Source organism: Myxococcota bacterium (genome assembly GCA_039030075.1).
In the GTDB taxonomy this organism is placed as follows: domain Bacteria; phylum Myxococcota_A; class UBA9160; order UBA9160; family SMWR01; genus JAHEJV01.
In genome coordinates this window covers 36,965-62,779 of the sequence record JBCCEW010000025.1, presented here as the reverse complement: position 1 = coordinate 62,779, position 25,815 = coordinate 36,965, and the positions used below count along the sequence as shown (strand labels likewise).

Here is a 25,815-nt window from a genome sequence, read left to right as displayed (position 1 = left end):
CCGCCAGTAGGTCGACGGGATCCGCCCCCGCGTTACGGGCGCGGAGCGCGTGCCCGAGGGGAAGGCAACGCTCCCTGGCCTCGGACCGCTGCGGCGTGATAGAGCTGGCGCATGCGCCGGTTCGCGCCGCTCGCGCTCTCGATCCTCTTGCTGGCGACTCCCGCCGGGGCCCAGCAGTTCCTCTATCTATGGAACGGACCGGCGTTCTCGACCACGAGCGGGACGGTCTCACCGGGGAGTTCCGTCTCGGGAAGCCTGGTCCTGCAGGGCCCCGTCGAGAATCTTCCCTTCGGCGACGTCACCCCGGTCGCGTTCTCGTTCTCGGCCGGACCGGTGACGATCTCGGACGCGACGCCGCTCCACCCGCTGACGCGGATCCGGATCCAGACCGACGCAACGGGCACGATCATCGACACCGAGATCCAGCTGGTCGAAGAGATCGACACCGGCTCGGGAACCACCTTTGCCGATGTGATCTGTGTCGCCGATTGCCCCGCGTCCGGACCCAACGACTATGTGATCGATCGCAATGCCCTGGCGATCCTGATCGGTGAGGGCGAGGTGCCCGTCGTCGGCTCGTTCTGGTTGGCACCCGTGGCGATCGACGCGGCGCCGACGCTCTCGGCCCCGGCGCAGTTCGGGTTGGTGGGTGCGCTGGTTCTCGCAGCCGCGCAGCGACGACGCGCCGGCGAGCGACCGCGCTGATCAGCGCCGGAGCGCCGCGCTCACCGCCCGCGCGGCCATCGCCTGCAGGCGGCGCATGCGTTCGGGGGAGCCCAGGAAACCGTGGATGGCTCCGGGCTCCCGGTGGAGCGTGACCGGAACGCCGGCGGCCTCGAGCTTCTGCGCGTACGCCTCGCCCTGGTCGCGCAGCGGATCGAAGTGGGCGGTGACGATCAGCGCGGGCGGCAAGCCGCGCAGGTTCGTCGCCCAGAGCGGGCTGACGTAGGGGTGGGAGCGCTCGGCCGGGTCGGGCACGTAGGCCTCGAGCATGACCGGCAGCTGGGACACCTTGAGCAGGTAGTCGTCGCCCGCCTCGGCAAAGGACGGCCAGGGCTCGTCGCCGACGAGATCCGTGACCGGGACGTTCAGGTACTGGAACGCGAGGTCGGGCCCGCCTTGATCGCGGGCACGCAACGCCAGCGCGGCGGCCAGATTCCCGCCGGCGCTCGCGCCCCCGATGGCGATGCGCGCGGCGTCGCCACCCAGGGCCTCGGCGTTCGCGTGCATCCACAAGAGTGTCGCGTAGCCGTCGTCGACGGCGGCCGGATAGGGATGCTGGGGCGCCAGCCGGTAGTCGGGCGACACGAGGATCACTTCGGCCTGCGCAGCAAAGGAGCGGTTGGGCGCATCGAAGACGTACTCGTTGCCCATCCAGAAGCCGCCGCCGTGGAGGTTCAGATAGAGCGGCAGGGGCCCGGGTGCGTCGGGCGTATAGATGCGTACGACCAGAGGCTCGCCGCCCGGGCCGGGAATCTCGCGGTCCTCTACCGAAGCGAGCGGGGGCGTGTCGAAGCGGGGCAGCAGGTCTCGGGTCGCGGCGTTCGATCGCGCGCGGGCCTCGGGCGTCATCACGAGCGGCCGGTCCTGGGACGCTGCGAGCTTCGCGATCAACGCTGCCGCGTAGTCGAGCCGACCGTGCGGCGTGAAGGTCCAGCTGTAGGTGATGCCGAAGCCGATGACCGCGAGCAGCGCGAGGCCGACACCGAAACGAAGAAAGAAACGGGCCATGGGAATGCGCTCCTGGCTCAGAGGCCGTGGCTCTCGAGGAAGTCCAGCACCACCCGGTCGAAGACTTCGGGCTGGTCGAGGTTGACCGTGTGACCGGCGTCCTCGATGACCGCCTTCGTCGCGCGCGGGAGCTCCTGCGCCATGTAGTCGGCGGCCGCGCGGAAGGAGGTGTCTTCGGCGCCCACCACGACGAGCGCCGGCACGTCGAGGCGCGGGAGCCCCTCGATCACCCTGGGCGAGTGTTGAACGAGCATGTGGCGCGCCGCGAGTTCGAGCCCCCGCGTGGCCGAGTGGGACCCCAGGCGGGGATCTCCGTTGCCGAGCAGCGCGTCGAAGCCGCGCGTCGCGATGGCGTCGGCGTGTTCGAGCATCATCGCGTTCCACTCTTCCCGCTTGTCGTCGCGCTTGAAACCGGGCCCGGTGTCGATGATCAACAGCCCGGCCACACGGTTCGGGTGATCGAGCGCGAAGGCGAGTGAGAGGTATCCGCCGAGCGACAGCCCCCCGACCACGGCCCGGTCTGCGCCCACCTGATCGAGGAGAGCCTCCAGGTCGGCCACGACCGGCGCTTCGCGGTAGCGCAAGGTCTGCTCCGGAGCGCCGCTCCTGCCGTGGCCGCAGAGATCCCAGAGCACGAGGGTGTGTTCCCGCGAGAGCGCTTCGATCTGGGGGGCCCACATCTGTGACGTCGCGCTGAAGCCGTGGGTCAACAGAATCGCGGGCCCGCTGCCGTGGACCTCGTAGTACAGATGCGTTCCGTCACGCTCGAGCGTCGGCATGCTTGGGCCCGTAGACCTCCTCGCGCCCGTAGCATGGCACGTCCGGAGGGCCGCTGGCCCCTTGCTCGCGCGTCCCGGGTCGGGTCTACTCCCCCGGGCTCTGGGAGAGGGAGAGTCGCCCGATGTCGATCCGCGCGACGAAACTCTACGACTACCCGTTCTCGGGCAACGGCTACAAGATTCGTCTCGCCCTCGCCCAGCTGGAGCTTCCGTTCGCCTACGAGCGCGTGGACATCCTCGCCGGCGAAACGCGCAGCGAGGCGTTCCTGCGCAAGAACCCGAACGGCGAGATCCCGGTCCTCGCGCTGTCGGACGGCACCCATCTCGTGGAATCCAACGCGATCCTGTGCTGGCTGACCGACGGTTCGCGCCTGATGCCCGTCGACTCACTGGAGCGAGCCCAGGTGCTCCGCTGGATGTTCTTCGAGCAGAGCAACATCGACCGGGTGATCGGACGAGCGCGCTTCTGCCGCACCTTCCCAGAGGTGGTGGAGGGATTCGCCACCGAGCGCGACTTCGGGCTCTGGACGGGGATGGGGAACCGGACCCTCGGCGTCCTGGACGGCCACCTCACGGCGCGGTCGTTCCTGGTGGGCGAGCGCTACAGCGCCGCGGACATCAGCGTGTACGGCTACGTCCACGTGGCCGAAGGAGGCGGCTTCGACCTCGGTCGCTATCCGGCGGTCGGTGCCTGGCTCGAGCGGGTGCGGAGCGAGGACGGGCACGTCTCGATCGACGCGATTCCTGCATGAGCCGGCCGCCCACGCGTGTCGTTCGAGGGATGGCATGGGTGCTGCCGTTCATCGCGCTCTGGGCGTGCGCATCCCTGCCCGAGGCGTCGCGGCGCGTCGGCGACGCCACCCACACCTACGCCCTCGCCGGCGCAGACGGACCCGTCGTCGTATTCGAATCGGGGTTGGGGGACGGGCGCGATTCCTGGAGCGGTGTCTTCGAACCGGTCTCCGGGTTCGCGCGCGCCTTCGCCTACGACCGCGCCGGCTACGGTGGGAGCCACTCGTCCGCGGCCCTGCGCGACGGCGCCACGGTCGTCGCCGAGCTGCGCCGCCTGCTCCGCGCGCTCGACCTCGCGCCGCCCTACCTCCTGGTAGGACACTCCCTCGGCGGTCACTTCGTCGAGCTCTTCGCGCGGGAGCACCCCGAGGAGGTCGCCGGCGTCGTCTTCGTCGATGCCCGCCACGTGGACTTCAGCCAGCGCTGTGTCGCGCAGGAGGTCGAGCGCTGCGGCGTGCCCTGGTTCGTGCGGTGGCTCATGCCGGCTGGAGCCCGCGCCGAGCTCGCCGCGTCGGCGCGAACCGAGGCACAGCTGCGGGCCGCGGCGCCCTTCCCGCCCATTCCGGTACGTGTGCTGAGCGCGGGACAGCGCCCGGCGAGCATGCCCAACCTGCGCCGGGAGTGGGCGCGCGCCCAGGCCGACCTGGCGCGGCTCTCGCCTCGCGGCTCGCAAGAGACCTGCGACGCGTGCGGTCACTACGTGCAGCGGGACGACCCGGAGCGGGTGGTGCGGACGATCCAGGAAGGAGTCGAGGAATTGAGATCGAGCGCCCAAGTGTACCGTGGGGGCCTTTAACCCCGGTCGGTAGACGCATCCGAGCGCGTCCAGACGGTGGAATTGAGGCTTGACAGGTATGCGCGGACCTGCGCATGGTTCGCGGTAAGTTCGGAGTACTGAAGGCCGGGGCGCACGCGCCCCGGCCTTTTCGTTTTCTTGGACCTACTGCACGGCGACTCCCTGCAGCACCGAGCGAAGTACGAAAAGGAACTCGCAATGGACACTCGGATAGCGGACGTCATCACGCGACACCTTCGTAGGCGAACTGACCCTGAAGCACTTACCTCCATTGTCTCGAACGATCTAACTGAGATCCTGGGCTCGAGTATTGAGCCCGCCGTTCTCTTGGGGCTAGGTGATGGAGAAACGCTCGGGGCTCGAGCTCGCAAAGCAGCTGGGCGAGAGCTCGCCGATGAATTCCTCCGAGCTCGTGTCGCGATTCTCAACGATATCGACCAGTGTCGCTCGGCCGATGCGGCGCTCCAGTTCTACGTCGACTACTGGGTCGGTCACCGCCTCCGCGTCTTCTCCCCGGAAATCCAGGCTTTCACCCGATTCTCCCACGAGTGGCTTCTTGCGCAGTGTATGACGCAAACTCTTGAGGTCGACGGAGGAAAGCCAGACGGGGACGCGATCCGCGACGATTCCGCCATTCGCTTCCCCGACTCGAACGGCTGTACATCTCACGGTGCGATCGACTTCCCCCGACATGTATGGCCGACCTTGTCGCACCTCGCTCTCTCGGCCGAGCCAATCACCCTGATCGACCCAGAGCAAGATCGTCACTCGCGCACCCTCGTGGACTCGCTGCGCACCTCCGGGGCCGAAGAGTTCACACTTCGTGAGTTCATGAGGTCGTCGATTCTTGCCGTGATCCGGTTTCGTGCAACGGAACAAGCCGCGATACCCAGCGCGCGGCGTGAGTCCGCTACGGCCATCGAGTCAGTGATCGAGCGTCAGCGCTTCTTGCCAAGAGCAATCCGAGAAATCCTGACTGCGCGCGTCTCGGTATTCATCAAGAGTTCAGCCGCGCAATGGGACCGCAAAGCCCGACTTCTCTTGACTCTCTACGGTGCGACTTCGGGAAGACACCCCACTGCCGAGTCGGCTCGACTGGGGGTGACCGAGCGAACCTACCAGGGCTACCTCAAAGCTCTGGCGCGCATTTCTATCGACGAGATGGCCGGAATGCCGGCCATCAAGCAGTACATGCGGAGCAGCTAGCCATGACCACATCAACCGTGTTCGGACGTATCCTTCGCCTCTCCCGCTCAGAAGACTTGATCCGATGGGTCATCATTGCGGACGTGGCGGACCGCAGCCTTGTCGCAGTGGCCCCGATGGACACGCTTCCTCTGGTGCGCCCATCCGACGTCCACGTCGACAGTGGAACGGACAGGCCTACGCATCTACGGGTGAGCGACGTAGCTTGGCTCCCTCGGAAGCCGGTTGCGGCGCTCGTGTCGACGACACGAGCCCCCGAGCAAGCGCTTGCCGCCGCACTTGGGAGATTGTGTGAGGAGCAAGCGGGCCTTACGCAGATTCGCGCTACGGGCGTTTTCTCAGACTCGTTCGCCTCAAACGCTCCCTGGCTCAACGCGATCTATCAGTCCCGCCAGAGCCTCCTCCATGAACTCCGTATCGAGGACCGCACGGCTTCAAGCGAACACAACCTCGCCGCGTCCATCTCCGCGGCCCTCGCCTCGCCATTCGATGACACATCCTCGGCCCTCATCGCAGGGTGCGCGCCTGAAATGGTGGTGTCTCTCGCGATCGACCAACTTTCTGACGCGGTGGAACGAGCGCGTATCGTGAAGGCCGTACTCGCGGGAATCAGCGAGGGGCTTCCGTCCACAGCAAGCCCGGCGATCCATGGTGACCCCCTCCGACAAGCCCGAGTGATTTCCAGGATCGGAGGTCAAGTGGCTGGGTTCGCGGACCTCGAAGCGCTGTTCAAGAATTGGTACGCGTCGCTTCTCGAGCATTCGTTCGTAGAATCCGACACGTTTCACTTGGCGCTCGCTCTGTCGTTCATGACCGACAGTCCGCGTCCCAACGTCGTAGACCTTGCGGCTTCTGTCTGTTCCGCCGCGGCACGCAAACGAACGCTTCCCGAACACGCCCATGCTGCGCTCTGGGCTCTAGGACAGACGCACGCTCAACTTCGCGTTGGCCTGATCGAGGCAAACTACGACTCGCGCGGTTCGGGAGTAGATCGCGCCGATCGGATCGAACGCATCTTCTCATCTGCACACGACTCGTTCTCCTTGTGCTGGTCGCGAGCAACCGATGCGGACAGACCGATCTCCGAAGGAATAGCTGCCAAGATCCTCAGCGACGTCGAAGAGACAAAGGATGTATTCGCGCTAGTTCGTGAGTGCAACGCTGGAGAGTCCATGGCGTCATTGCTCGCGTCTTGCCTCTTTCGGCTGTTGCTGTTCAAGGTGCGAACTGCTCTGGAGCGAACCGGTGAGGCGTTCGACCCGGTAGCGGCCGCTCTCTCGCAGCGCATCTATTCAGAGGACGGAGGCTCCCGGTTGTCTGAGTGTCTACTCATGGAGTCGGTGTACAGAGAGGTCTCGGATTCGGCCGGCGCGACCTTCATGGAATCAGAAGTGGCTAAGCGAGCCGGACTCGCGCTGGCGATCCCTGCCAGCATGTCACCGACCCGGAGCTCCCCAATCCGACTCGACGAGCCGACAGCGCTTCGGATCCCTTCGGCGATCGCGCTGTTCTTGGACGAGCGGGCGAAATCGCGGACGCAGCCGAAGAAGAGACGTGGAAACTCTGTGGTCGCGCGGAGTGAGCGTACGAGCCTGATCGCGGACCTTCGCACCGCCGAACGCAACACAGATCGGAATCTCCAACCGCGGCTGTGGAGCCAACGCGCTCTAGCGCTCGGACGAGCCGCTCGCGCCGAGGGTTGGCGATGCGGAAACCGCGCAATGCTTGAAGGAGCACTGCAACTTAACGAGTGGTGCCTTGAGACACTTAGCGCCATCGAAGCGCCCACACCGATGGCGTTGCGCGAACTTGGTTCCACCCGGGTCTCGCTCGGAGAACTCACCGGAGATGCCGATCATCTAGGTCCTGCCGACCGGCTCTTGGTGACAGCGGGCAACAAGTTCCTCGAGACTGGCGAGACCGATTTCGCAGCGGATTGCTTCGTCCGGTCTGCTCGAGCGATGCAGCTTCAATGGGAGCTCGCGATGACTGACTCCTTTGGCCGTCTGTCTCGCGGTGCCATGCGGAGCCCGTGGGCGACTCGCAAGGAGCCGGATGCGAAGCTTGCAGATGCGACTACTAGAATGGCGGAAAGAGCTCTCTCATTCGTCGAGCGAGCACGGGGCCTCGTCAGCGCCGAAGAGAGCCCCGGCATTTCTATCGCGTGTGATCTCGTTGCCGGCGATGTGTACCGGCTGATTGGACTGGTCTCTGACGAGCGAGAGTGCTTTGCGCATGCACGACAGGAACTCGCCAGGGCGTTGTCCAGGTCTGGAAGGGCTGGACAGTCGGCGCGATGGGCACTTGCCATTCTTGGCCTGGCGCGCGTGGAGTTCGCAGTCGGAGAGACGGGAGCCGACGTCTTCGCGTATCGAGCTGGGATTACCTACACGAACAAGGCCGTAGAGGGCTTTGGTGTCCGAAGACGTCCCCTTGAGCTGGCGCGGTCGATTCACCTCATGGGTCAGTGTCAGTTGGCGCTCGGCGAGATGACCCAGACGTCGGAGCACCTTAGGCACGCGAAGAGATCGTTGAGGAGAGCGGGAAGGCTGTTCAGCCGTATCGACGCCCCCAGAGATCGGATTCATACGTTGATTGACTCTGCCAGAGCGCGGGGAACGCTGGGCAGCATCGAACTCTCGATCGATGAGGCCGGCAAGAGTCTCCGCGAGGCGATCGAAGCGACCGCGATCGCTTCAAGTGCGTCGCCCGCGAACAAGGCGATTGCCGAGGGGGCGGCGCTACATGCTCGCCGACTTATTGAGCGGCGTTTTGGGCGTGAGCAGCTCGAAGCCCTCGGCGACGACTTGAAGGACCTAGCGTGCAGCGCAGGGCTGCTGCCAGTGCACACGGGATCAAAGGTCAGGAGGTGAACCTTGGCTGAATTTCTGAACGTCGAGACTGTTTCGATCTGGGGAGGCCTCTCGAGCTTTCTAGGGTTAGTAGTGGGTGCAGTCGCCTTGCTGGTTGGCGTGCTTTCGTTGGTCTGTGGGTTCTGGCTCAACCAGAAAGCGGCCGTTGCGCTTTCGGAGATGCGGGCACTTCTTGATGAGAGAAGCTCTCATGAGGAAGAGGTCTTTGCGATGATGCGAGACGTAGTCATGAGAGTGCTTCAGCCTCCGCACCCCTCGAATCGCGCCCTCCGCGGTCAGACCGATGTGCGAGTGGGGTCGAGTCGCGGCGCTTCTGCTCGAACCGAGTCCGTTTGTGACGCGATCTTGGAGGCGACCATCGCTGCGTCTAGCGACGACCGCGACCCCACGGCGGCTCAGGTTTGGTCGCTGGTACACCGCTCGTTTGGGTTCCACGAGTTCATCGAGCAGATCTATCGGCTTCGGAACGATGGGCGAGTTTGGTTGTCTGATGTTGAGGTTGCCGCAACGACGCACGTTGCGATCTGTGCGTAGCGTCGGTTCTACGCTCAAGATAACCACGGCTCTGGGCCGGTCTGGGTGATCCGAGCGCTGCCCGAGATCGCACTACGTCGAGGTGGGATCAGCGAGAAGGGAAGGCGTTGACCACCCGGCCGGTAAGCCATTGGACTGATCGATCTCTTCTTTTTGAAAGCCCCCGAAGAGCTCCTGCGGTGCCTCGTACTTACATCGGCCGCGACACAATGGCGATCCCAGTTCTCGGCCATTCTCGTCTCCGGCCGACACAAGGACGCGATGGTCGCGCGCTCGTCTTCTCGACTCCGGCGGGACAGCCGGCCGACCCAGAACGCGATCGGCAGCTCCAGTAGATCGCCCACACCCAGCAGCAGTCGAGCGCCTTGCTCCTCGCACGCCACGGACCCCGCGCTCGCGGCAAGCCGACGCAGCTTCCTGGCGACATCAGTCGCAGACGAGGGCGACTGCATGGTCCTCTACCGTTCCCAACCGTTTAGCACGCGGAGTTCGTGCGAACGGGCCCGAGTGACTCCACTACCCGTCGGTGAAGGCCCGTTCCCAGCTGCTCGTGAGCGGCTCCATCAGGTATCGAACCGCGCTCTTCTGCCCGGTCCGAATCCAGGTTTCCGCGGGCATGCCCGCGCGGAGTTCGACACTCGACAGGTTCGCCACCGCGTGTTCGATGCGGATGCGAGCGACGTAGAAGCCCGTGCGAAGCGCGGGATCCTCGACACGGTCTGCCGAGATCGACTCGACCGTGCCCTCGACCGGCGCGACCGTCTCCACATCGAACGCGGTCAACTGCACGCGCGCCGACTGTCCCTGGGAGATGCGATCGACTTCGTGCACCGGGATCCGCGCTTCGACGATCAACGGAGCCTCGTCGGGCACGATCTGAAGCAGCTCCTGCCCTTCGCGCACCACGCCCCCCTCCGTGTGGACGGCGAGTCCGAAGACATGGCCCGTGGTCGGGGCGCGCACGGCGGTGTAGTGGAGACCGCGCTCGGCCTCGACCAGCGCCCGTCGCGCGTCGAGGAGCGCCCGCCGCGTCGTCTCGAGCTCGCTGGTCACCCGCTCGCGCCACTGGCTTTCGGCGTGGGCCAGCTCCAGGCGCGCTTCCTCGATCTCCTGCGCGGTGCTGTTCGCCTCGGCGAGGCTGCTCGCGGCCTGGCCTCTGGCACGCGCGTGGTCTCGCTCGAGGGCGCGCAGCCGGGTCTTCGAGAGATAGCCGCGATCGAACAGCGCCCGGGCACTCTCGAGATCTTCCTGCACCGCGCTCGCTTCGATGCGGGCCGCTTCCCAGCGCGCCCGGTGACCGCCTCGGGTCGCTTCGAGTCGTGGAATCCGCGCCTCGATCGCCCGGTGGGCCGCCCGACGCTCCTCGCGCCGCGCATGGAATCGCGCCTCCTCCGTCTCGATCGCGCGCTGTGCGCTGGGCTCGCCACTCGATAGCTCCTCTCCGAATGTGATCGTGGTGGCGTCCGAGCGCTCCGCGTCGAGTCGACTCTGGGCTGCGAGCAGTGCTTCGAAGCGCGCGCGCGCGTTCTCGTGGACGGCGCGACTGACCGTGTGGTCGATACGCACGAGCACCTGACCCTCTGTGACGTGCTCGCCGTCGCGAACGAGCAGTTCGCTCACCACGCCGCTGCCCGTGGCTTGCACCGTCTTCCGGCTGCCCTCCACGGCCACCTTCCCCGGCGCGATGACGGCGCCGTCGAGCTCGGCGAGCGTCGCCCAGCCGATGAACGCTGCCGCGAGTCCGAGCAGACCCAGCAGGCCGCCCTTCACGTACGGCTTCGTGTCCGTCGAGACCTCGATCCGATCCGAGTTCTCTGCGTTCATGCCTGGGCCCTCTCCAGCTGGCGGACGTTCGATCGAGTTCGGACCGTGGAAGCCTTGGCGCCGCGCGGGCTCATGATCTCGTCCCGCGGTCCGAATGCGGCCACCTTGCCGCTCTCCAACACGAGCACGCGGTCGACCGCAGCCACCGCGCTGGGGCGGTGTGCGATCACGACGACGGTGCTGCCCTGTTCCTTGAGCGCCTCGATGGCGCGCGTCAGGGCGCGGTCGCCCTCGGCGTCGAGGCTCGAGTTCGGCTCATCGAGGATCACGACTGAGGGGGAGCCATAGAGGGCGCGCGCGAGCGCGATGCGCTGTCGCTGTCCTCCCGAGAGGCTCATTCCGTCTCGGCCGATCTCGGTCTCGTAGCCGTCGGGGAGGTGAGCGATCAGCTCGTGAGCGCCGGCCAGCTTTGCGGCCCGCAGGATCTCCTCGTCGCGCGCGTCGGGGTCGAGGCGCGCAATGTTGTCGCGCACCGTGCCTTCGAAGAGCTCGATCTGCTGCGGGAGGTACCCCACCGCGCGGGATACGTCGTCGGGGTGCCAGTGGGCGAGCGAGGTCTCGTCCAGGCGGACCTCACCTTGCTGCGGTGTCCAGATACCCGCCAGGATCTTCGCGAGCGTGGACTTCCCGGCCCCGCTCTTGCCGATGATCCCGAGCACCTCTCCCTTCTCGAGTGCGAACCGCACCTGCTTCAGGGTCGCGCGGCGCGCACCCGGCGGTCCGGCAGTGACGCCTTCGACCGCGAGATGCCCCGACGGTGCAGGCAGTCGCAGCGCGCCGTTCTCTTCGGCGGCCTCGCCGACGAGGGCCGCCAACCGGCGATGCGCTCGGCGCGCCGCAAGGAAACTCTTCCAGTGCGCGATCGCCTGCTCGACGGGAGACAGCGCTCGACCCAGCAGGATCGAACCGGCCACCATGGCGCCCGCGCTGACGCTGCCCTGGATCGCCAGCGCCGCCCCGGTCCCCAACATGGCGGACTGCAGCAGCAGACGAGACGAGCGCGAGACCGCGGCGAGCAGACCTGCGCGATCCGACGCGAACGCCTGCCCTTGCAGGGTCTCCTCGCGCTCGCGGTGCCAGCGCGTCTTCGCGCCGGAGGTCATGCCCATCGCGATCAGGGTGTCCGCGCCGCGCCGTACGCTCTCGACCCACGCGGACTCGCGATCCTGTGCTTCGGCCGCGGCTTCGAGGGGCTTCCGCGTCCATCGCTCGCTCGCGAGCGCCAACCCGAAGAGCCAGACCGCGCCGGCGAGCGCGATCGCGCCGAGAAGCGGATGCAGGAGCGTGATCACCAATAGGTAGATAGGGACCCAGGGCGCGTCGAAGAAGGTGAAGAGGCCGGGCCCGGTCAGAAACCCGCGAAGCTGTGCGAGGTCCTGTAGGGGCAGGTCGCGATGCTGCGCCCCCGACCGCGGCTCGCGCTCGACGATCTCCTCGAAGACGCGGCTCGCCACGCGCTGGTCCAGGCCGAGTCCCAACCGCACCATCACACGGGATCGCAGGAACTCGAAGACGCCGACCACGGCGACGACGCCCACGAGCAAGAGAGACAACGCGATCAGCGTCGGAACGCTCTGACTCGGGAGGACCCGATCGTAGAGCTGCATCATGTACAGCGGGCTCGCGAGCATCAGGACGTTCACGACGCAGCTGAAGGCGGCCACGCCCAGGAGGGCCGGCCTGGCGTCGCGGAGCATCGCTCCGAGAGAAGCGTCTTTGGCGTTCATCGGGTGGTTCCTTTTCTCTTGGCCGGGCCGTCGAGTGAATCGCGGAAGATCCGGCGAGTGGGGTGGAGGGGCTGCCGAAGCCCCTCCACCCCGGGGCCTCCGCTAGACGAGGAACACGTCCGCGTCGAGGTCGTCAGCCTGCACGCCGACGAGCGTGACACGGTCGCCGGACCCCAGGTCCACGACCGTGTTGGCGCCAACCTGACGCGCCGCTGTCAACGCGTCCTCCGCGGAGTCGAACAGGTCACTCACGTCGAGGCGGTCTCCCTCCTCGAAGTCGGTCACCACGTCTCGGCCGGCGTTGGCCCGGAAGACGAAGGTGTCTTCCCCGTCACCGCCGGTGAGCACGTTGTTCCCTTCGTCGCCTGCCAGAGAGTCGGCGTTGCTCGAGCCGACCAGGTTCTCGATGGAGACCAGCTGGTCCGTCACCGTGTTGCCGTTCGGTGCCGCGTAGCTCGCCTCTCCTTCCGAGAGGTCCGCCGTGACGCTGCTCCCGATGTCGGCGAACGACGCGGTGTCGTTCCCCGAGCCGCCGTCGGTCAGGTCGCTGCCACCGCCTCCCTGCAGGAAGTCGTCGCCGCCGCCTCCGCGGAGCTCGTCGTTTCCGGCGCCTCCGAAGAGACGGTCGCCGAAGCGCCCCCCCTCGATGCGGTCGTCGCCCGCACCGCCGAGGACGTCGCCGTGGATGCGGCCGAAACCGTCGTTCACGAAGACGTCGTCGAAGGCACTGAGCAGGGCGTCGCCGTCGATCCGACCCCGGTTCAGGACCTCGACTCCGGCTTCGGCCTCGGAGGCATCGATGGCGGCGCGGCCGCCCGCGATGATGCCGTGGTTGCGAATCACTCCGTCCACGGCTCCCGTGATCTCGATGCCCGTGTCGTCGCCCACCAGACGACCCGTATTCACGATGTCGCCGTCGAGGGTCACGCCCGCGCGGATGTCGATGGCGTCATCCGAGCCGAGGATGTCGCGGTAGTTCTCCAGATCCCCCTGGAAGATCACGCCATCGGGTGCCTCGCTCGCGCCCGAGAAGATCCGGACGCCGTCGCCCTCGAGGTTCCCTTCGCCGTCCCCGCGCCCGACGATGCGGCCCGAGTTCCGGACCGAAGCCGAGACGATGTCGCCGTTCTCGTCCCCCGTCTGGAGCGAGATCCCCGCGCCGTCGTTGCCATGGCCCGCGTCCACCAGCCCCCGGCGCTCGTTCACGACCTGGTAGTCCTCGGCGGTTGCGTCGGAGTAGATCGTGCCGTTGCGCTGATTCCCGGTGCCGACGATGTCGCCCCGGTTCACGAGCTCGACGCCCGAGCCGTCGATGTTCACGGCGCGGGAGTCCGAACGGATCGTGCCGTCGTTGATCACCCGGGCGTCGTGGGCGGCATCACCGAAGTAGAGGCCGTTGTTGGCCCCTTCGATCAAGCCACCGCGCCGGTTCGCGATCGTGCCGTCGAAGCCGACGCCGTTCGCGATCCGCACCCCGGAGGTCGGCCCCTGGGTGCTCTCCGAGGAGATGCGGCCCGAGTTGATCAGATAGCCCTCGAAGGTCTCGTCTTCTCCCCCGGGCGTGCCCGAGAAGATGCGAATCCCGTCGCCGGCGAGTCCGCTGTCCGCGGCCCCCTGCCCCCGGCCGTCGATCTCGCCGCGGTTCACGATCTGCGCATGCACCGTGTCGCCATCGACGTCGCCGGTCTGCAATGCGATTCCCGCGCCCTGGTTCCCTTCGCCGGCATCCACGTCCCCGCGGCGCTCGTTCCGGATCGAGTAGTCGTCCGCCGTCGCGTCCGAATAGATCGTGCCGTTGCGCTGGTTGTCCGTGCCGAGGATGTCACCGCGGTTCACCAGGTCGACGCCGGTGCCGTCGATGTTGACGGCCCGCGAATCCGACTGGATCGTCCCGTCGTTCACGACGCGCGCGTCGTGCTCGGCGTTGCCGAAGTAGAGACCGTTGTTCGCGCCCTCGATGAGACCGCCGCGCTGATTGGCGATCGTGCCGTCGAAGCCGACGCCATCGGCGACGCGCACGCCCGCGGTCGTGCCCTGGTTGCTCTCCGAGGAGATGCGACCCGAGTTCACGAGGTGACCCTCGAAGGTCTCGTTTTCACCTCCCGGCGTGCCCGAGAAGATCCGGACACCATCGCCCGCAAGGCCGACGTTCGAAGCGGCCTGGCCGCGACCGTCGATCTCTCCGCGGTTCACGATCGAAGCCTCGACCGTGTCGCCGTCGACGTCCCCGGTCTGAAGCGCGATCCCGGCGCCCTGGTTGCCTTCTCCGGCGTCCACGGTCGCGTGGCGCTCGTTCACGATCGAGTAGTCGTCCGCGGTGGCGTCCGAGTAGATCGTGCCGTTGCGCTGGTTGCCCGTGCCGAGGATCTCGCCGCGGTTCACCAGGTCGACGCCGGTGCCGTCGATGTTGACGGCCCGCGAGTCCGACTGGATCGTCCCGTCGTTCAGCACACGCGCATCGTGCTCGGCGTTGCCGAAGTAGAGGCCGTTGTTGGCCCCCTCGATCACACCGCCGTGCTGATTGGCGATCGTGCCGTCGAACCCGACGCCGTCGGCGACGCGCACGCCCGCCGTCGTGCCCTGGTTGCTCTCCGAGGAGATGCGACCCGAGTTCACGAGGTTGCCGCGGAAGCTCTCGTCCTCACCGCCGGGTGTGCCCGAGAAGATGCGGATCCCGTCGCCAGCAAGCCCCACGTTGGAAGCGGCCTGCCCGCGACCGTCGATCTCGCCGCGGTTGACGATCGATGCGCGCACGCTCTCGCCGTCTTCGTCGCCCGTCTGGAGAGCGATGCCCGCGCCCTGATTGCCTTCCCCGGCGTCGATCGTGGCGCCGTGGTCGTTCACGATGGCGTAGCGCTCGGCGCTCGCGTCGGAGTAGATGGTGCCGTTGCGCTGATCTCCGGTACCGATGATGTCGCCCTGATTCACGACGAGGATGTTCTCGCCGCCGATGTTCACGGCGCGACTGTCGCTCTCGATGACACCGCGATTCACGAGCGTCCCGGAGGACTCGCCACCGTTGACGAAGTTCACGCCGTTGACATCACCCTCGAGGCGCCCGTCGTTCGCGACGAAGGCGCGCTCGCCGGTGATCTCGACGGCCGTGTCCTCGGCCTCGATCGCGCCATGTGACGTGTTCTTCACGGCGACGCGATCCGCGTCGACACGCACCGTCTCCGTGTCACCCGTCGTCGCGATTGTTCCCTCGTTGCGGAGCGAGCTCCGATCGTCGTCGAGGACGACGGCGGGTGCGCCGTCGACTTCGACGCGATCACCCTTGTCGACGCGGATCTGCTCCCCGCGTCGACTCGTGGTGACCGTGATGTTGGTTCCGTCGGGAATGTTCGTTCGGTTTCTTCGAGACATGGTTTCTGCTCCAGCGGTTGAATGCCCGCGTTGTGGTTGTTTTGCTGCTTACGTTCTGAGTCACCGTTCGGTGACAAACTTTTTTGCGTAGTTCGTCGATTTCATCGACGCACCCTTCATTCGCACCCGGGCGATCACACCGGGGCGACACACGAAGTTGTCGATATGGATACGGATTCGGCGCGTTGCTCCGTCGCTCGGAGCAGAGGCAGCGCGCCATTCGATCGCCGCCGTTCCGCTGAGCTGCACGAGATCGCCCGTCTCGAGCGACACGAACACCAACCCTGCCATTGGGTCCTTGACCAGGTTTCCGATCGAAGAGAAGAGATCGTTCCCCGTGTAGTCCGGGAAGCTCAGATCGCGCGGACCTTCGATGCGAACGAAACCCCGCTCGCCACCGCGATGAGACACGTCCATGCCGTAGGGGGCTCCGGCATCACACGCGCCATACCCGGTCGCGAGGAAGAACGAGCGCGCCGAAGCGATCCACGCGATCGCGGGGTCGTGAAGATCGGTGACAGCGTGCACGCCAGGCGCGAGCGACGGGCTCGCCCAGAGTTCGCGCAATGAGACGAAGCGCGGACAGTTCGGGAACACCTGGGTGATCGCCACGTCGAAGCCGACTTCCGTGGCGCGGGCGAGACCGTTGACCCGCAGCCGTCGGCCACTGCGGGGATCGATCGCGAGGAGCCCGACATCACCGGAGGAGCTCAGCGTTCGATAGGCCGGATCACGGGGGTCGCGGTGCGTCGTCACCGCGAGCGCGTCCGGGGCCGTCGTGAAGGCGAAGCCAGGTTTGCCGAAGACGAGCGTGGCCCAGGGTCGGTCGGCGGCGTCGCGTGCGGCCACCGCGAGAAAGGAGACCCGGCCGAGGAACGCGGCCTGGGCGCGGGTGAGGGAGGCGCGGAACATCTCGCGCGCGCGGGAGGACGCCTCCGACCTCGTACCGAGCGCCCGCTGGGTCTCGAACTCCCCGAGATGAAAGAGATTTCGACCGTCCATGACACGCTCCGAGGTCACTCCCACCAGAATCCGGTGAGCAGCTGTGGAGCAACTTATCGGTCTCGTATGTGGATATAAACGAGCATGTATGGATATGATTACTGCGCTAATCGCATGAATCGTTTTTGGGGTCTCGGACGAAATGGACAAGCTCGCGGCGATGCAGACCTTCGTGGAGGTCGTCGATCAGGGCAGTCTCACCGCGGCGGCCCGATCGCTCGGGCGGTCCCAGACGACGGTGGTTCGGGGCCTGGCCCAGCTCGAGAGCGAGCTCGGGGTCCGGCTGATCCAGCGGACGACCCGCCGGCACGCCCTGACCGGAGAAGGCAGGACCTTCCTCGAAGCCTGCCGCCGCATCCTCGCGGACCTCGATGAAGCAGAGGCCGCGCTCACCGACGCGGCCGCCGAACCGCGAGGTCAGCTCCGCGTCACCGCCCCGGTCGTCTTCGGCAGCTGGCACGTGGCGCCTCTCGTCGCCGAGTTCGCAAAGCGGTACCCGAACGTTCAAGTGGACGTCGTGCTCAGCGACGGCGTGGTCGATCTCGTCGAGGAATCGGTGGACGTCGCCGTGCGGATCGGCAGCCTCGCCGACTCCTCGATGATCGCGGTCCCGGTCGCGCGGATGCGGCGCGTCGTATGCGCGAGCCCAGGCCTGCTCGAAGAGGTCGGAACCCCGCTGCGGCCTGCGGACCTCGAGACGCGTCCGAGCATCGACTTCAAGCCGCTGACAGCGAGCGGCACCTGGCACTTCGATGCCGAGGGAGACGATGCGACGGTCCAACCTCCGGCGGCGTTCACCTGCAATCAAGCGCTCGTCGCCGCCGAAGCGTGCGCGCAAGGCCTCGGCTTCTGCCTCCTCCTCGGCTACCAGGCCGCCCCCATGGTGCGATCGGGCGACCTGGAGGTGGTGCTCGCCGACTTCGAACCCACGCCGCGACCGGTCAGCCTCGTGTATCCCGGATCGCGTCTCGTCACGGCGCGCGTGCGGGTGTTTCTGGAGTGGATGCGAGAGCAGCTTCGGTCGCGACAGGTGTCCGTCTAGTCACCTCGCTCTGGTCCGCCCGGCTCCGGCCGGCCCGTGAGGGCGCGGTGGCCAGCGATCCGAGGGCAGGGGATCGGAGCGGACCTCGCACCTCCACGCTCAACTGGCCGGCTCCGCTGCGTCTTCTCTCGAAGAGCCGATCGCCGCTCGGGAGCCTGGCTCGAGCGCTCCGGGGAAAAATGGACGAAACCCGCAGGCTGCCTAGCGTAGGGGCTCAGCCCAGCGGGAGGTGCCGAACATGGCCCGATACGTCGACGCGATCGATCTTCCCATCCCGATCGAAGAGGCCTTCGACTACCTGGCCGACTTCAGCAAGACCGCCGAATGGGACCCGGGGGTCGCCCGGGCGCGGCGCATCACCCGTGGCAAGGTCCGAAAAGGCAGCCGCTTCGAGGTGACCGTCTCGTTCCTCGGGCGCCGGGTTCCGTTCGAGTACGAGATCACCGAGTACGAACGACCGTCCCGGCTCGTGCTGACCGGCGGCGACGCCTCCCTTCGCTCGATCGACGAGATCACCTTCGTCGCGAGACCCGATGGCACCCGCGTCACCTATGAGGCGCAGGTCGAGCTCCTGGGCATTCGGCAACTGGCCGAGCCGGTGCTCCAGGTCTTGTTCCAGCGCGTCGGTCGGCTCGCGGTGCGCGGACTGCGCGAACGGTGGGCAAACGTCGACGCACGGGAGTCCGGGCCGCGATGCGTTTCGATAGCGAAGCGCGCTTCGCGTGTGAAACGAACGACGAACACGAAGCGGCGCCCCGCTTCGCCGGGCCCGAAGCGGGCGGCGAGCTCCTCATGAACGCCACTTCTTCTTCTCAGCCGCCGACCGCCCTGTCGACGCTGGCCGTCACGGGCTTGCGCGTCATCGCCACCGCCCTCGGCTTTGCACGAAGCGAAGCTGGCCGTGCAACGCGCGCGGCGCGCTCGCGGTGGCTCCTGCTCGGCGCCCTCCCGTTCCTCGCGGGCTGTGCCGCGCTACCCGAGACGACGCGCCAAACGTTGATCGTCGAGCGCGACCTCGTCTTCGCCGTACGCCAGGGGGGTGCGCTCCGCGCGGACGTGTACCGCCTTCCCGGCCGCGACCGTCCCGCGGTGGTGGTGGTGCACCCCGGAGGCTGGGTCAGCGGCGACAAGTCGAACGTCGGGCGTCTTGCGCGTCGTCTGGCCGAGGCCGGCTACGTAGCGGTCGCGCCGCGCTATCGATTGGCGCCCACGCATCGCTTCCCGGCGCAGCTCCACGACCTGAAGGAAGTCGTGCGGTGGATGCGCGTGCACGCCGAGGAGCTGGGCATCGACGAGCGGCGCGTTGCGGCCTTCGGGTACTCATCGGGTGGACACCTGGCGGCCTTGCTCGCGACGAGCGATCCGGAAGACGGCCTCGAAGGCCCGACCGCATTCCCGGGTGTCTCCAGCGAAGTGCAGGCCCTGGTTGCCGGAGGTTCCCCCACCGATCTCTCGAACCTCGGACCCAACCCGGTCGTGCCCCAGCTACTCGGTGGGTCTGCCGACGAACTGCCCGACCTCGCGGCTGCGGCCTCCCCGGTCTCGTTCGTCACGCCCGACGATCCCCCGGCGTTCCTCTACCACGGACGCTTCGACCTCTTCATCCCGGCGGACCAGTCGCGTCGCCTGCAGCAGGCCTTTGCCCGTGAGGGCGTCCCCAGTCAGCTCGACCTCGGGTTCTTCGGACATTTCAGCACGTGGCTCTTCGGAACCGATCAGGAACGGCAAGCGATCGCCTTCCTCGACCGCTGGATCGGAAAGGACGCCCCCCTGCTCTCGGTGCGCGAGACGCCCGCGCCGGCGCTCTAGGAACCCCCGGCCGGACCCGCGAATCGGCGCTGCGCAGCGCGGCTAGCGCGCTCCCTTGAAGGGCAACTGCACGGCCAGCTCGTGGAGCCGGGCCTGCGCCGAGGTTCCCTTGCCATCCGAAACGAGAATGAGCAGGTCTCGACCGCCGAGCTCGAGGCCCACCTGGAGACACGCGCCGCAGGGCCAGGTGAGTTCGCCCGAGGTGCGGGGCGCCGCCAGCGCCAAGACCTCCGGCCGGCCGAGCCCCTGCGCGACGACCGAGAACAACGCGGTCCGCTCCGCGCACATGGCGAGCCCGAGCGACACGTTCTCGACCAGGGCCCCGGGAACGACCTCGTTCCGCTCGGTCACCACCGCGGCGCCCATCTTGAAGCGCGAATAGGGTGCGTAGGCACGCTGGCGTGCGTGCTCGGCGTCCTCGAGTGCTCCGGCTGCGCGCGGATCGTCGAATTGCATCGAACCGACCCTATCCGAGCGGGAGAGAGTGGCGACACACCCATCCTCTCGTCTGGCCCGGTGCGGCATGCTCCCGAACACACAAGGAGGGGACATGGACGAGACGGCAGACCGCACGGCGACGGCACCCAACCCCCCGGCGGAATGGGCCTCGGGCATGCACGACCTCGCGGTCGCCCAGCTCGATCGCACCGCGGGGCGCATGCAGCTCGACGACAACATCTGGGAGCGACTGCGCTCGCCCCAGCGAGCCCTGGTCGTCTCGTTCCCGTTCCGACGCGACAACTACGACACCGTCGAGACGGTGTACGGGTACCGGGTGCAACACCTGCTCACCATGGGTCCGACGAAGGGAGGTCTTCGGTACGACCTCGACGTCGGACTCGGGCAGGTCACGGCACTTGCCATGTGGATGACCTGGAAGTGTGGCCTGATGGGGCTGCCCTTCGGCGGGGCGAAGGGCGGGGTGCGCATCAATCCGCGCGATCTCTCGCGGACCGAGCTCCAGCGCATCACGCGTCGCTACACGTCCGAGATCATCGACATGATCGGTCCCGATCGCGACATCCCCGCCCCGGACCTCGGCACCGACCAGCAGACGATGGCGTGGATCCTCGACACCTACTCCCAACAGAAAGGGCACGCGGTGCCGGGCGTCGTGACCGGCAAGCCCATCGAGGTGGGGGGCTCCCATGGGCGAGCCGAGGCGACGGGCCGAGGGGTCGTGAGCTGCGTGGTCGAGACGTGTCGAGCGCTCTCGATTCCGCTCGAGGGTGCACGGGTGGTGATCCAGGGGTTCGGCCAGGTCGGACGCGCCGCCGCTCGCATCGCGTGGCACCTCGGCGCAACCATCATCGGGATCTCCGACGTCAAAGGGGGTCTGGTTCGCGAGGCGGGTCTGGACATCGAGCAAGTGGAACGCTGGGTGGAAGAGCACCAGTACCTGGAGGGCTTCCCGGGCGCAGAGCCGATCGACAACGACGCGCTGCTCGAGCTGCCGTGCGAGATCCTGATCCCCGCCGCCGTGCAGAACCAGATCACCGAACAGAACGCCGACCGGCTGCGGTGTCGGGCCGTCGTCGAAGCCGCGAATGGCCCGACGAGTCTCGAAGCCGAAGCCATCCTGAACGCACGCGGCGTGATGATGGTGCCCGACATCCTCGCCAACGCCGGCGGTGTCACGGTTTCCTACTTCGAATGGGTTCAGGGGGTGCAGCAGTTCTTCTGGAGCGAGGAGGAGGTGAACGACCGCCTGATCACGCTCATGCAGCGCGCCTTCCACAGCGTGTTGGAGCGATCGAAGAGCGAAGGGGTCGATCTGCGCACGGCCGCCATGATGCTCGGCATTGGCAGGGTGGCCGAGGCGAAACGCCGGCGCGGCGTGTTCCCGTGAGAAGTCGAGCCGCGCCGCGACCGCGAGGAGCACCACGATCGCGGTCGCGGACGCCTCGAATCGGGGCGGCGTGGCGTCCGCCGGGCCCACTCTGGAACCCGGGCCTCTCGAGCAAGCCCTCGACCTGGCTCGTCTTTTCCGACCCTTGGGAGCCAGGGCCCGTTTCTTTCTTGCAAGATTTTGAAAATCGGTTCAATATTCACCCGTGAGCCAAGCCTCGTCTCTGCCCCCGTCCGAGACCGTCGAAGCCGAAGCCCCGACTTCGGGGTACGCGAAGTCGCGGACTACCCGGGAACGCATCCTGGCGGCCGCCCTCGAGGAGGCCGGCGAGTCGGGCTTCCAGAAGACATCGGTGGCGCGGATCGCGGCGCGCGCCGGCGTCGCCATCGGCAGCCTGAACTACCACTTCGGGTCACGCGCGGAGCTGATCCGCGAGCTGATGCGCCAGCTCATGACGGATTACCAGGCTCGCGTCCAAGCCGCCGAGGCCCAGAGCGCCGGTGACTACTTCGCCCGCGAGCGGGCCGTGCTGCTCGCCTATGTGGCCCACGTGCGTCGCAACCCGGCCTATGTGCGACTCGCCGACGAGATCAAGCTCCACGAACCCGAGCTCTATCGTCGGGGCGCGGCGCTCTGGACGGAGCGCATGGCCGAGCGCATTCGCGCAGGGATCGCCGAAGGGTCCCTGCGCCCGATGGATGCGGGCGAGATCGCGCGCAAGGCGAACTTCATCGTCGGAGCCCGACACTCGCTCGAACAGCTCGTCGACAGCGACGCGAGTCTGAGCGACGAGGAGGTCGTCGACTCCTTCCTCGACCTATTGCGTGACGGCCTGGGTGCGCGATGAGCCCGGCCCACGAGAACAGGGGAGCGGCCCGATGACCGACCGAAGAGAAGAGCTCGGCTTCGATCCCGACGCACTGCGCGCGAAGTACCGCGAGGAGCGCGACAAGCGGCTGCGCACCGACGGGCTCGGGCAGTACGTCGAGATGAAGGGCCAGCTCGACCACTTCGAGCACGACCCTTGGGTCGAGCCGGGCTTCACGCGCGAGCCCCTCACCGACGAGATCGACGTCGCGATCATCGGCGGTGGCTTCTCGGGGCTGCTGACCGGCGCGCGACTCCGCCAGCTCGGCGTGGAAGGCGTCCGTGTCATCGAGAAGGGCGGCGACTTCGGTGGTACCTGGTACTGGAACCGCTATCCGGGTCTGGCGTGCGATGTCGAGTCCTACGTCTACCTGCCGATGCTCGAAGAGATCGGCACGGTGCCTGCCGAGAAGTACAGCCGTGGCGCCGAGATCTTCGAGCACTGCCGCGCGATCGCCCAGAAGTACGACCTCTACCGCGACGCCTGCTTCCAGACCGAGGTGACCGAGGTCCGCTGGGACGAGAGCACGGCGCGCTGGACGATCGAGACGAACCGCGGCGATCGCATGCGCGCACGCTTCGTCTGCCTGGCGAACGGCTACCTGCAAAAGCCGAAGCTACCCGGCGTCCCCGGCTTGGACAGTTTCGAAGGCAAGAGCTTCCACACGAGCCGTTGGGACTACGGCTACACCGGCGGTGACGCGGACGGGAACCTCGAGGGTCTCCGCGACAAACGCGTCGGCATCATCGGAACGGGCGCGACCGCGGTGCAGTGCATTCCCTACCTGGGCGAGAGCGCGGGCGAACTCTTCGTGTTCCAGCGGACGCCTTCCTCGATCGGTGTGCGCGCGAACCGCGCCACCGACCCCGATTGGTGGAAGAACCTCGAACCCGGCTGGCAAGAGACGCGCATCGACAACTTCCAGACGCTGACGGCCGGCGGCTACGCCGAGGAAGACCTCGTCGACGACGGCTGGACCGAAGTGGTCCGGAAGATCCTGAACCTGATGCTCGGCCAGACGAACCCCGATGCCTCCCCCGAAGCCATCGCAGAGATGGCCGAACTCGCCGACTTCATGCAGATGGAAGAGATCCGGGCGCGCGTCGACTCCCTGGTCGACGATCCCCAGGCCGCCGAAGCGTTGAAGCCGTGGTATCGCCAGTTCTGCAAGCGACCCTGCTTCCACGACGGCTACCTGCAGACATTCAACCGCCCGAACGTCACGCTCGTCGACACACTCGGCCAAGGGGTCGAGCGCATCACGCCGAAGGGAGTCGTCGCCAACGGCGCCCTGTACGAGCTCGACTGCCTGATCTTCGCCACCGGCTTCGAGGTTGGCACGGACTTCTCGAGCCGCTCGGGCTACGCCGTCCTGGGGCGCGAAGGGCGCGCGCTCACCGACGCCTGGGCCGACGGCGTGCGCACCCTCCACGGAATCCACATCCACGGCTTCCCGAATTGCTTCATGATGAGCATCGCCCAGTCGGGGTTCACCGTGAACTTCCCCTACACCTTCGACCTCCAGGCCCAGCACATCGCTTGGATCATCGAGCGCGCCCAGGGCGCCGGCTGGAAGCGGCTCGAAGTGACCGCCGAGGCCGAGGCCGCCTGGGTGGACGAGATCGTCGCGCGCGGTGGGCAGACCACCGAGTTCTCCGAGAACTGCACGCCCGGCTACTACAACAACGAGGGCAGCGCGGATGCGCGGAGCCGTCAGGGCGGTTTCTTCTTCGGCGGCCCCACCGAGTTTGCCGAACGACTCGAGGCCTGGCGCGAGGCCGGAGAGTTCGAGGGAATCGAACGACGCTAGACACACGAACGCCGACTCGTCCCACCGGGTGCGCTCATCCGCACACGGGAGTCGGTTCACAAGGAGCTCGACCATGAACCCCGCCTACCAGTTCGACTGTGACAAGATCGATTGGACCGAGATCGACGATCCGACCCAGGACTACCCCTGCAAGTACTGGATGTCGGTCCTCGGGGCCGATCCCGAGACCGGCCGCCTCGACCTGATCGTGAAGTGGCCGCCGAATTCGTACTGCCACTTCCACCGCCATGTCGCCGACACCGCGATTCTCGTGCTCGAGGGGGAACAGCACGTGATCGAGGTCCATGACGACGGGAGCCACGGCGAGCACAAGGTGCGCCCGGCGGGCACCTACCTGATGAGCCCCGGCGGCGAAGCCCACATGGAACACGGCGGCCCCGAGGGCGCCCTCGTCTTCTTCTCACTCTACGCCGGGGACGGGCCCGTCTTCGAGACCCTCGACAAGGACATGAACGTCCTGGACGCAGCGACCGTCGCCGAGATGGCCACGACGCCGACCCTCGGCACGCGCTGAACGCGCAGCCCGCCGCATCTCCCACTCTCTAGAGCGCCAGGCCCCCTGTCGTGGGCCAGCGCATCACCGAACGATCAAGGAGCCCAACCCATGAGCCAGAAGCTCTTCGAGAAGTACAAGGTCATCGACGTCGACACCCATATCACCGAGCCGGCGAACGTCTGGACCGACCGCGTCGCCAGCAAGTGGGGCAACAAGATCCCGCACATCCGCCAGATCGAGGGCCGCGACATGTGGTTCATCGGTGACGACCCCGCCGGTGGCCCCGGCTTCTACACCATGGCCGGCCACGACGACACGTACCCGAACGTTCCGATGGGATATGCCGACATTCCCGCGGCCTCCTACGACGCGAAGGCCCGGCTCGCGCTGATGGACGAAGAGAACATCCACGGGATGGTCCTCTACCCGAACCTGGGCGGCTTCGGCTCGGGCGGCTTCCTCAAGCTCGAGGAACCCGAGCTGATGCTCGAGTGCGTGACGGCCTACAACGACTTCCTGGTGGACTGGTCGAGCGAAGACCTGAACCGGCTGTTGCCGGTGATGGCGCTGCCCTTCTGGGACATCGAGGCTTCCGTGAAGGAAATCCATCGCTCCGCCGCGAAAGGCCACCGCGCCGTGCTCTTCGGCAGCCGGCCCGAGACCTTCGGCGAGCCGCCCCTCGCCCACAAGCACTGGGACCCGATCTGGGCGGCCAGCCAGGAAGCCGGCCTCCCGATCAGCTTCCACATCGGCTCGGGCGACATCAGCGACATCATGAACGACGCCTCTGAAATGGGCATGAAGGCGAACTTCGCCCGCGGCGGCTCGCTGGCGCTGCTCGACAATCAGAACTGCCTGGCGAACCTGCTCTTCGGCGGCGTCTGCGCGCGCTTCCCGAAGCTCGACTTCGTTTCGGTGGAGAGCGGTGTGGGTTGGATCTCCTGCGTGCTCGAGATGTTCGACTGGCAGTGGACCAATGGCGACGTCGCGAAGGAACACCCCGAGTACGACCTGCTGCCCTCCGAGTACTTCAAGCGCCAGGTCTACGGCTCGTTCTGGTTCGAGCGGCGCGAGGTCGAGTCGGCGCTCGAGGCGTTCCCGAACAACCTGATGTGGGAGACCGATTACCCGCACCCGACCAGCCAGTACCCGAGCCCCAATAGCTCGGCCATCCGACCCGCGGACTACGCCGAGGAAGCGCTCGCGGGCGTCGATGAGGCCGTGGTGCGCGGCGTCCTCCAGGACACCCCGGCCCGGCTCTACAACGTGGAGATCTAGTCCGGGAGGGCA

Annotated in this window: 21 protein-coding genes; 14 read left to right on the top strand and 7 right to left on the bottom strand. The window is 67.0% G+C overall.

What is annotated here, in order from left to right; genetic code table 11:
• Positions 1 to 111: 111 nt before the first annotated feature.
• The gene (locus tag AAF430_21580) at positions 112 to 705 is read left to right on the top strand and encodes a hypothetical protein (GenBank protein MEM7412839.1); all 594 of its coding nucleotides are present in this window, start codon (positions 112 to 114) and stop codon (positions 703 to 705) included.
• Here the strand turns inward: AAF430_21580 and AAF430_21575 are convergent, their stop codons facing one another.
• Together AAF430_21575 and AAF430_21570 are read right to left on the bottom strand one after the other, a co-directional pair.
• Complete coding sequence (locus tag AAF430_21575) at positions 706 to 1,731, bottom strand: alpha/beta hydrolase (protein ID MEM7412838.1); 1,026 nt, start codon at positions 1,729 to 1,731, stop codon at positions 706 to 708.
• A gap of 17 nt (positions 1,732 to 1,748) precedes the next feature.
• A complete protein-coding gene (locus AAF430_21570) occupies positions 1,749 to 2,510 on the bottom strand; it encodes an alpha/beta fold hydrolase (GenBank protein ID MEM7412837.1) in 762 nt (253 codons plus the stop codon).
• Positions 2,511 to 2,632: 122 nt separating this feature from the next.
• Here AAF430_21570 and AAF430_21565 point away from each other — a divergent pair, with 122 nt between their 5' ends.
• The 5 genes from AAF430_21565 (at position 2,633) to AAF430_21545 (ending at position 8,711) form a co-directional block, all read left to right on the top strand.
• Positions 2,633 to 3,262 carry a glutathione S-transferase family protein gene (locus tag AAF430_21565; GenBank protein ID MEM7412836.1) on the top strand — a complete coding sequence of 210 codons (630 nt, stop codon included), beginning with the start codon at positions 2,633 to 2,635 and terminating at the stop codon, positions 3,260 to 3,262.
• A 29-nt stretch (positions 3,263 to 3,291) separates the two neighbouring features.
• Entirely contained in the window at positions 3,292 to 4,098 is an 807-nt protein-coding gene (locus AAF430_21560) for an alpha/beta fold hydrolase (GenBank protein MEM7412835.1), read from the top strand.
• Between the two features lie 138 nt (positions 4,099 to 4,236).
• Positions 4,237 to 5,304, top strand: a complete 1,068-nt coding sequence (locus AAF430_21555) for a hypothetical protein (protein MEM7412834.1) — start codon at positions 4,237 to 4,239, stop codon at positions 5,302 to 5,304.
• 2 nt (positions 5,305 to 5,306) lie between these two features.
• Positions 5,307 to 8,177, top strand: a complete 2,871-nt coding sequence (locus tag AAF430_21550; protein MEM7412833.1) for a hypothetical protein — start codon at positions 5,307 to 5,309, stop codon at positions 8,175 to 8,177.
• Between the two features lie 3 nt (positions 8,178 to 8,180).
• Positions 8,181 to 8,711 carry a hypothetical protein gene (locus AAF430_21545; GenBank protein MEM7412832.1) on the top strand — a complete coding sequence of 177 codons (531 nt, stop codon included), beginning with the start codon at positions 8,181 to 8,183 and terminating at the stop codon, positions 8,709 to 8,711.
• Between the two features lie 516 nt (positions 8,712 to 9,227).
• Here AAF430_21545 and AAF430_21540 read toward each other — a convergent pair.
• From AAF430_21540 to AAF430_21525, 4 genes are all read right to left on the bottom strand, one after another.
• On the bottom strand, positions 9,228 to 10,535 hold the full coding sequence (locus AAF430_21540; GenBank protein ID MEM7412831.1) for an HlyD family type I secretion periplasmic adaptor subunit: 1,308 nt from the start codon (positions 10,533 to 10,535) through the stop codon (positions 9,228 to 9,230).
• Positions 10,532 to 12,262, bottom strand: a complete 1,731-nt coding sequence (locus AAF430_21535; protein MEM7412830.1) for a type I secretion system permease/ATPase — start codon at positions 12,260 to 12,262, stop codon at positions 10,532 to 10,534. The genes AAF430_21540 and AAF430_21535 overlap by 4 nt, the downstream gene beginning before the upstream one ends.
• 102 nt (positions 12,263 to 12,364) lie before the next feature.
• Positions 12,365 to 15,628, bottom strand: a complete 3,264-nt coding sequence (locus AAF430_21530; GenBank protein ID MEM7412829.1) for a calcium-binding protein — start codon at positions 15,626 to 15,628, stop codon at positions 12,365 to 12,367.
• Between the two features lie 60 nt (positions 15,629 to 15,688).
• Positions 15,689 to 16,630, bottom strand: a complete 942-nt coding sequence (locus tag AAF430_21525; GenBank protein MEM7412828.1) for a pyridoxamine 5'-phosphate oxidase family protein — start codon at positions 16,628 to 16,630, stop codon at positions 15,689 to 15,691.
• 142 nt (positions 16,631 to 16,772) lie between these two features.
• Between AAF430_21525 and AAF430_21520 the strand changes: the two genes are divergently transcribed.
• The 3 genes from AAF430_21520 (at position 16,773) to AAF430_21510 (ending at position 19,481) form a co-directional block, all read left to right on the top strand.
• Positions 16,773 to 17,672 carry a LysR family transcriptional regulator gene (locus AAF430_21520; protein ID MEM7412827.1) on the top strand — a complete coding sequence of 300 codons (900 nt, stop codon included), beginning with the start codon at positions 16,773 to 16,775 and terminating at the stop codon, positions 17,670 to 17,672.
• A 238-nt stretch (positions 17,673 to 17,910) separates the two neighbouring features.
• A complete protein-coding gene (locus tag AAF430_21515; protein MEM7412826.1) occupies positions 17,911 to 18,468 on the top strand; it encodes an SRPBCC family protein in 558 nt (185 codons plus the stop codon).
• On the top strand, positions 18,366 to 19,481 hold the full coding sequence (locus tag AAF430_21510) for an alpha/beta hydrolase (protein ID MEM7412825.1): 1,116 nt from the start codon (positions 18,366 to 18,368) through the stop codon (positions 19,479 to 19,481). The genes AAF430_21515 and AAF430_21510 overlap by 103 nt, the downstream gene beginning before the upstream one ends.
• A 42-nt stretch (positions 19,482 to 19,523) precedes the next feature.
• Here the strand turns inward: AAF430_21510 and AAF430_21505 are convergent, their stop codons facing one another.
• Positions 19,524 to 19,937 carry a cytidine deaminase gene (locus tag AAF430_21505; protein MEM7412824.1) on the bottom strand — a complete coding sequence of 138 codons (414 nt, stop codon included), beginning with the start codon at positions 19,935 to 19,937 and terminating at the stop codon, positions 19,524 to 19,526.
• A gap of 94 nt (positions 19,938 to 20,031) precedes the next feature.
• Between AAF430_21505 and AAF430_21500 the strand changes: the two genes are divergently transcribed.
• From AAF430_21500 to AAF430_21480, 5 genes are all read left to right on the top strand, one after another.
• Positions 20,032 to 21,330, top strand: coding sequence for a Glu/Leu/Phe/Val dehydrogenase (locus tag AAF430_21500; protein MEM7412823.1), 1,299 nt, complete (start codon positions 20,032 to 20,034; stop codon positions 21,328 to 21,330).
• A 205-nt stretch (positions 21,331 to 21,535) separates the two neighbouring features.
• A complete protein-coding gene (locus AAF430_21495; protein ID MEM7412822.1) occupies positions 21,536 to 22,177 on the top strand; it encodes a TetR/AcrR family transcriptional regulator in 642 nt (213 codons plus the stop codon).
• Between the two features lie 31 nt (positions 22,178 to 22,208).
• Positions 22,209 to 24,008 carry an NAD(P)/FAD-dependent oxidoreductase gene (locus tag AAF430_21490; protein ID MEM7412821.1) on the top strand — a complete coding sequence of 600 codons (1,800 nt, stop codon included), beginning with the start codon at positions 22,209 to 22,211 and terminating at the stop codon, positions 24,006 to 24,008.
• Positions 24,009 to 24,081: 73 nt separating this feature from the next.
• The gene (locus AAF430_21485) at positions 24,082 to 24,543 is read left to right on the top strand and encodes a cupin domain-containing protein (GenBank protein ID MEM7412820.1); all 462 of its coding nucleotides are present in this window, start codon (positions 24,082 to 24,084) and stop codon (positions 24,541 to 24,543) included.
• Positions 24,544 to 24,633: 90 nt separating this feature from the next.
• A complete protein-coding gene (locus AAF430_21480; GenBank protein MEM7412819.1) occupies positions 24,634 to 25,803 on the top strand; it encodes an amidohydrolase family protein in 1,170 nt (389 codons plus the stop codon).
• Positions 25,804 to 25,815 lie beyond the last annotated feature (12 nt).

Coding starts and splice junctions, on each gene's coding strand:
- AAF430_21480 (MEM7412819.1), top strand. CDS start 24,634: ATGAGCCAGAAGCTCTTCGAGAAGTACAAGGTCATCGACGTCGACACC.
- AAF430_21500 (MEM7412823.1), top strand. CDS start 20,032: ATGGACGAGACGGCAGACCGCACGGCGACGGCACCCAACCCCCCGGCG.
- AAF430_21485 (MEM7412820.1), top strand. CDS start 24,082: ATGAACCCCGCCTACCAGTTCGACTGTGACAAGATCGATTGGACCGAG.
- AAF430_21515 (MEM7412826.1), top strand. CDS start 17,911: ATGGCCCGATACGTCGACGCGATCGATCTTCCCATCCCGATCGAAGAG.
- AAF430_21535 (MEM7412830.1), bottom strand. CDS start 12,262: ATGAACGCCAAAGACGCTTCTCTCGGAGCGATGCTCCGCGACGCCAGG.
- AAF430_21575 (MEM7412838.1), bottom strand. CDS start 1,731: ATGGCCCGTTTCTTTCTTCGTTTCGGTGTCGGCCTCGCGCTGCTCGCG.
- AAF430_21580 (MEM7412839.1), top strand. CDS start 112: ATGCGCCGGTTCGCGCCGCTCGCGCTCTCGATCCTCTTGCTGGCGACT.
- AAF430_21570 (MEM7412837.1), bottom strand. CDS start 2,510: ATGCCGACGCTCGAGCGTGACGGAACGCATCTGTACTACGAGGTCCAC.
- AAF430_21505 (MEM7412824.1), bottom strand. CDS start 19,937: ATGCAATTCGACGATCCGCGCGCAGCCGGAGCACTCGAGGACGCCGAG.
- AAF430_21510 (MEM7412825.1), top strand. CDS start 18,366: ATGCGTTTCGATAGCGAAGCGCGCTTCGCGTGTGAAACGAACGACGAA.
- AAF430_21520 (MEM7412827.1), top strand. CDS start 16,773: ATGGACAAGCTCGCGGCGATGCAGACCTTCGTGGAGGTCGTCGATCAG.
- AAF430_21550 (MEM7412833.1), top strand. CDS start 5,307: ATGACCACATCAACCGTGTTCGGACGTATCCTTCGCCTCTCCCGCTCA.
- AAF430_21525 (MEM7412828.1), bottom strand. CDS start 16,630: ATGGACGGTCGAAATCTCTTTCATCTCGGGGAGTTCGAGACCCAGCGG.
- AAF430_21560 (MEM7412835.1), top strand. CDS start 3,292: ATGGCATGGGTGCTGCCGTTCATCGCGCTCTGGGCGTGCGCATCCCTG.
- AAF430_21490 (MEM7412821.1), top strand. CDS start 22,209: ATGACCGACCGAAGAGAAGAGCTCGGCTTCGATCCCGACGCACTGCGC.
- AAF430_21530 (MEM7412829.1), bottom strand. CDS start 15,628: ATGTCTCGAAGAAACCGAACGAACATTCCCGACGGAACCAACATCACG.
- AAF430_21565 (MEM7412836.1), top strand. CDS start 2,633: ATGTCGATCCGCGCGACGAAACTCTACGACTACCCGTTCTCGGGCAAC.
- AAF430_21540 (MEM7412831.1), bottom strand. CDS start 10,535: ATGAACGCAGAGAACTCGGATCGGATCGAGGTCTCGACGGACACGAAG.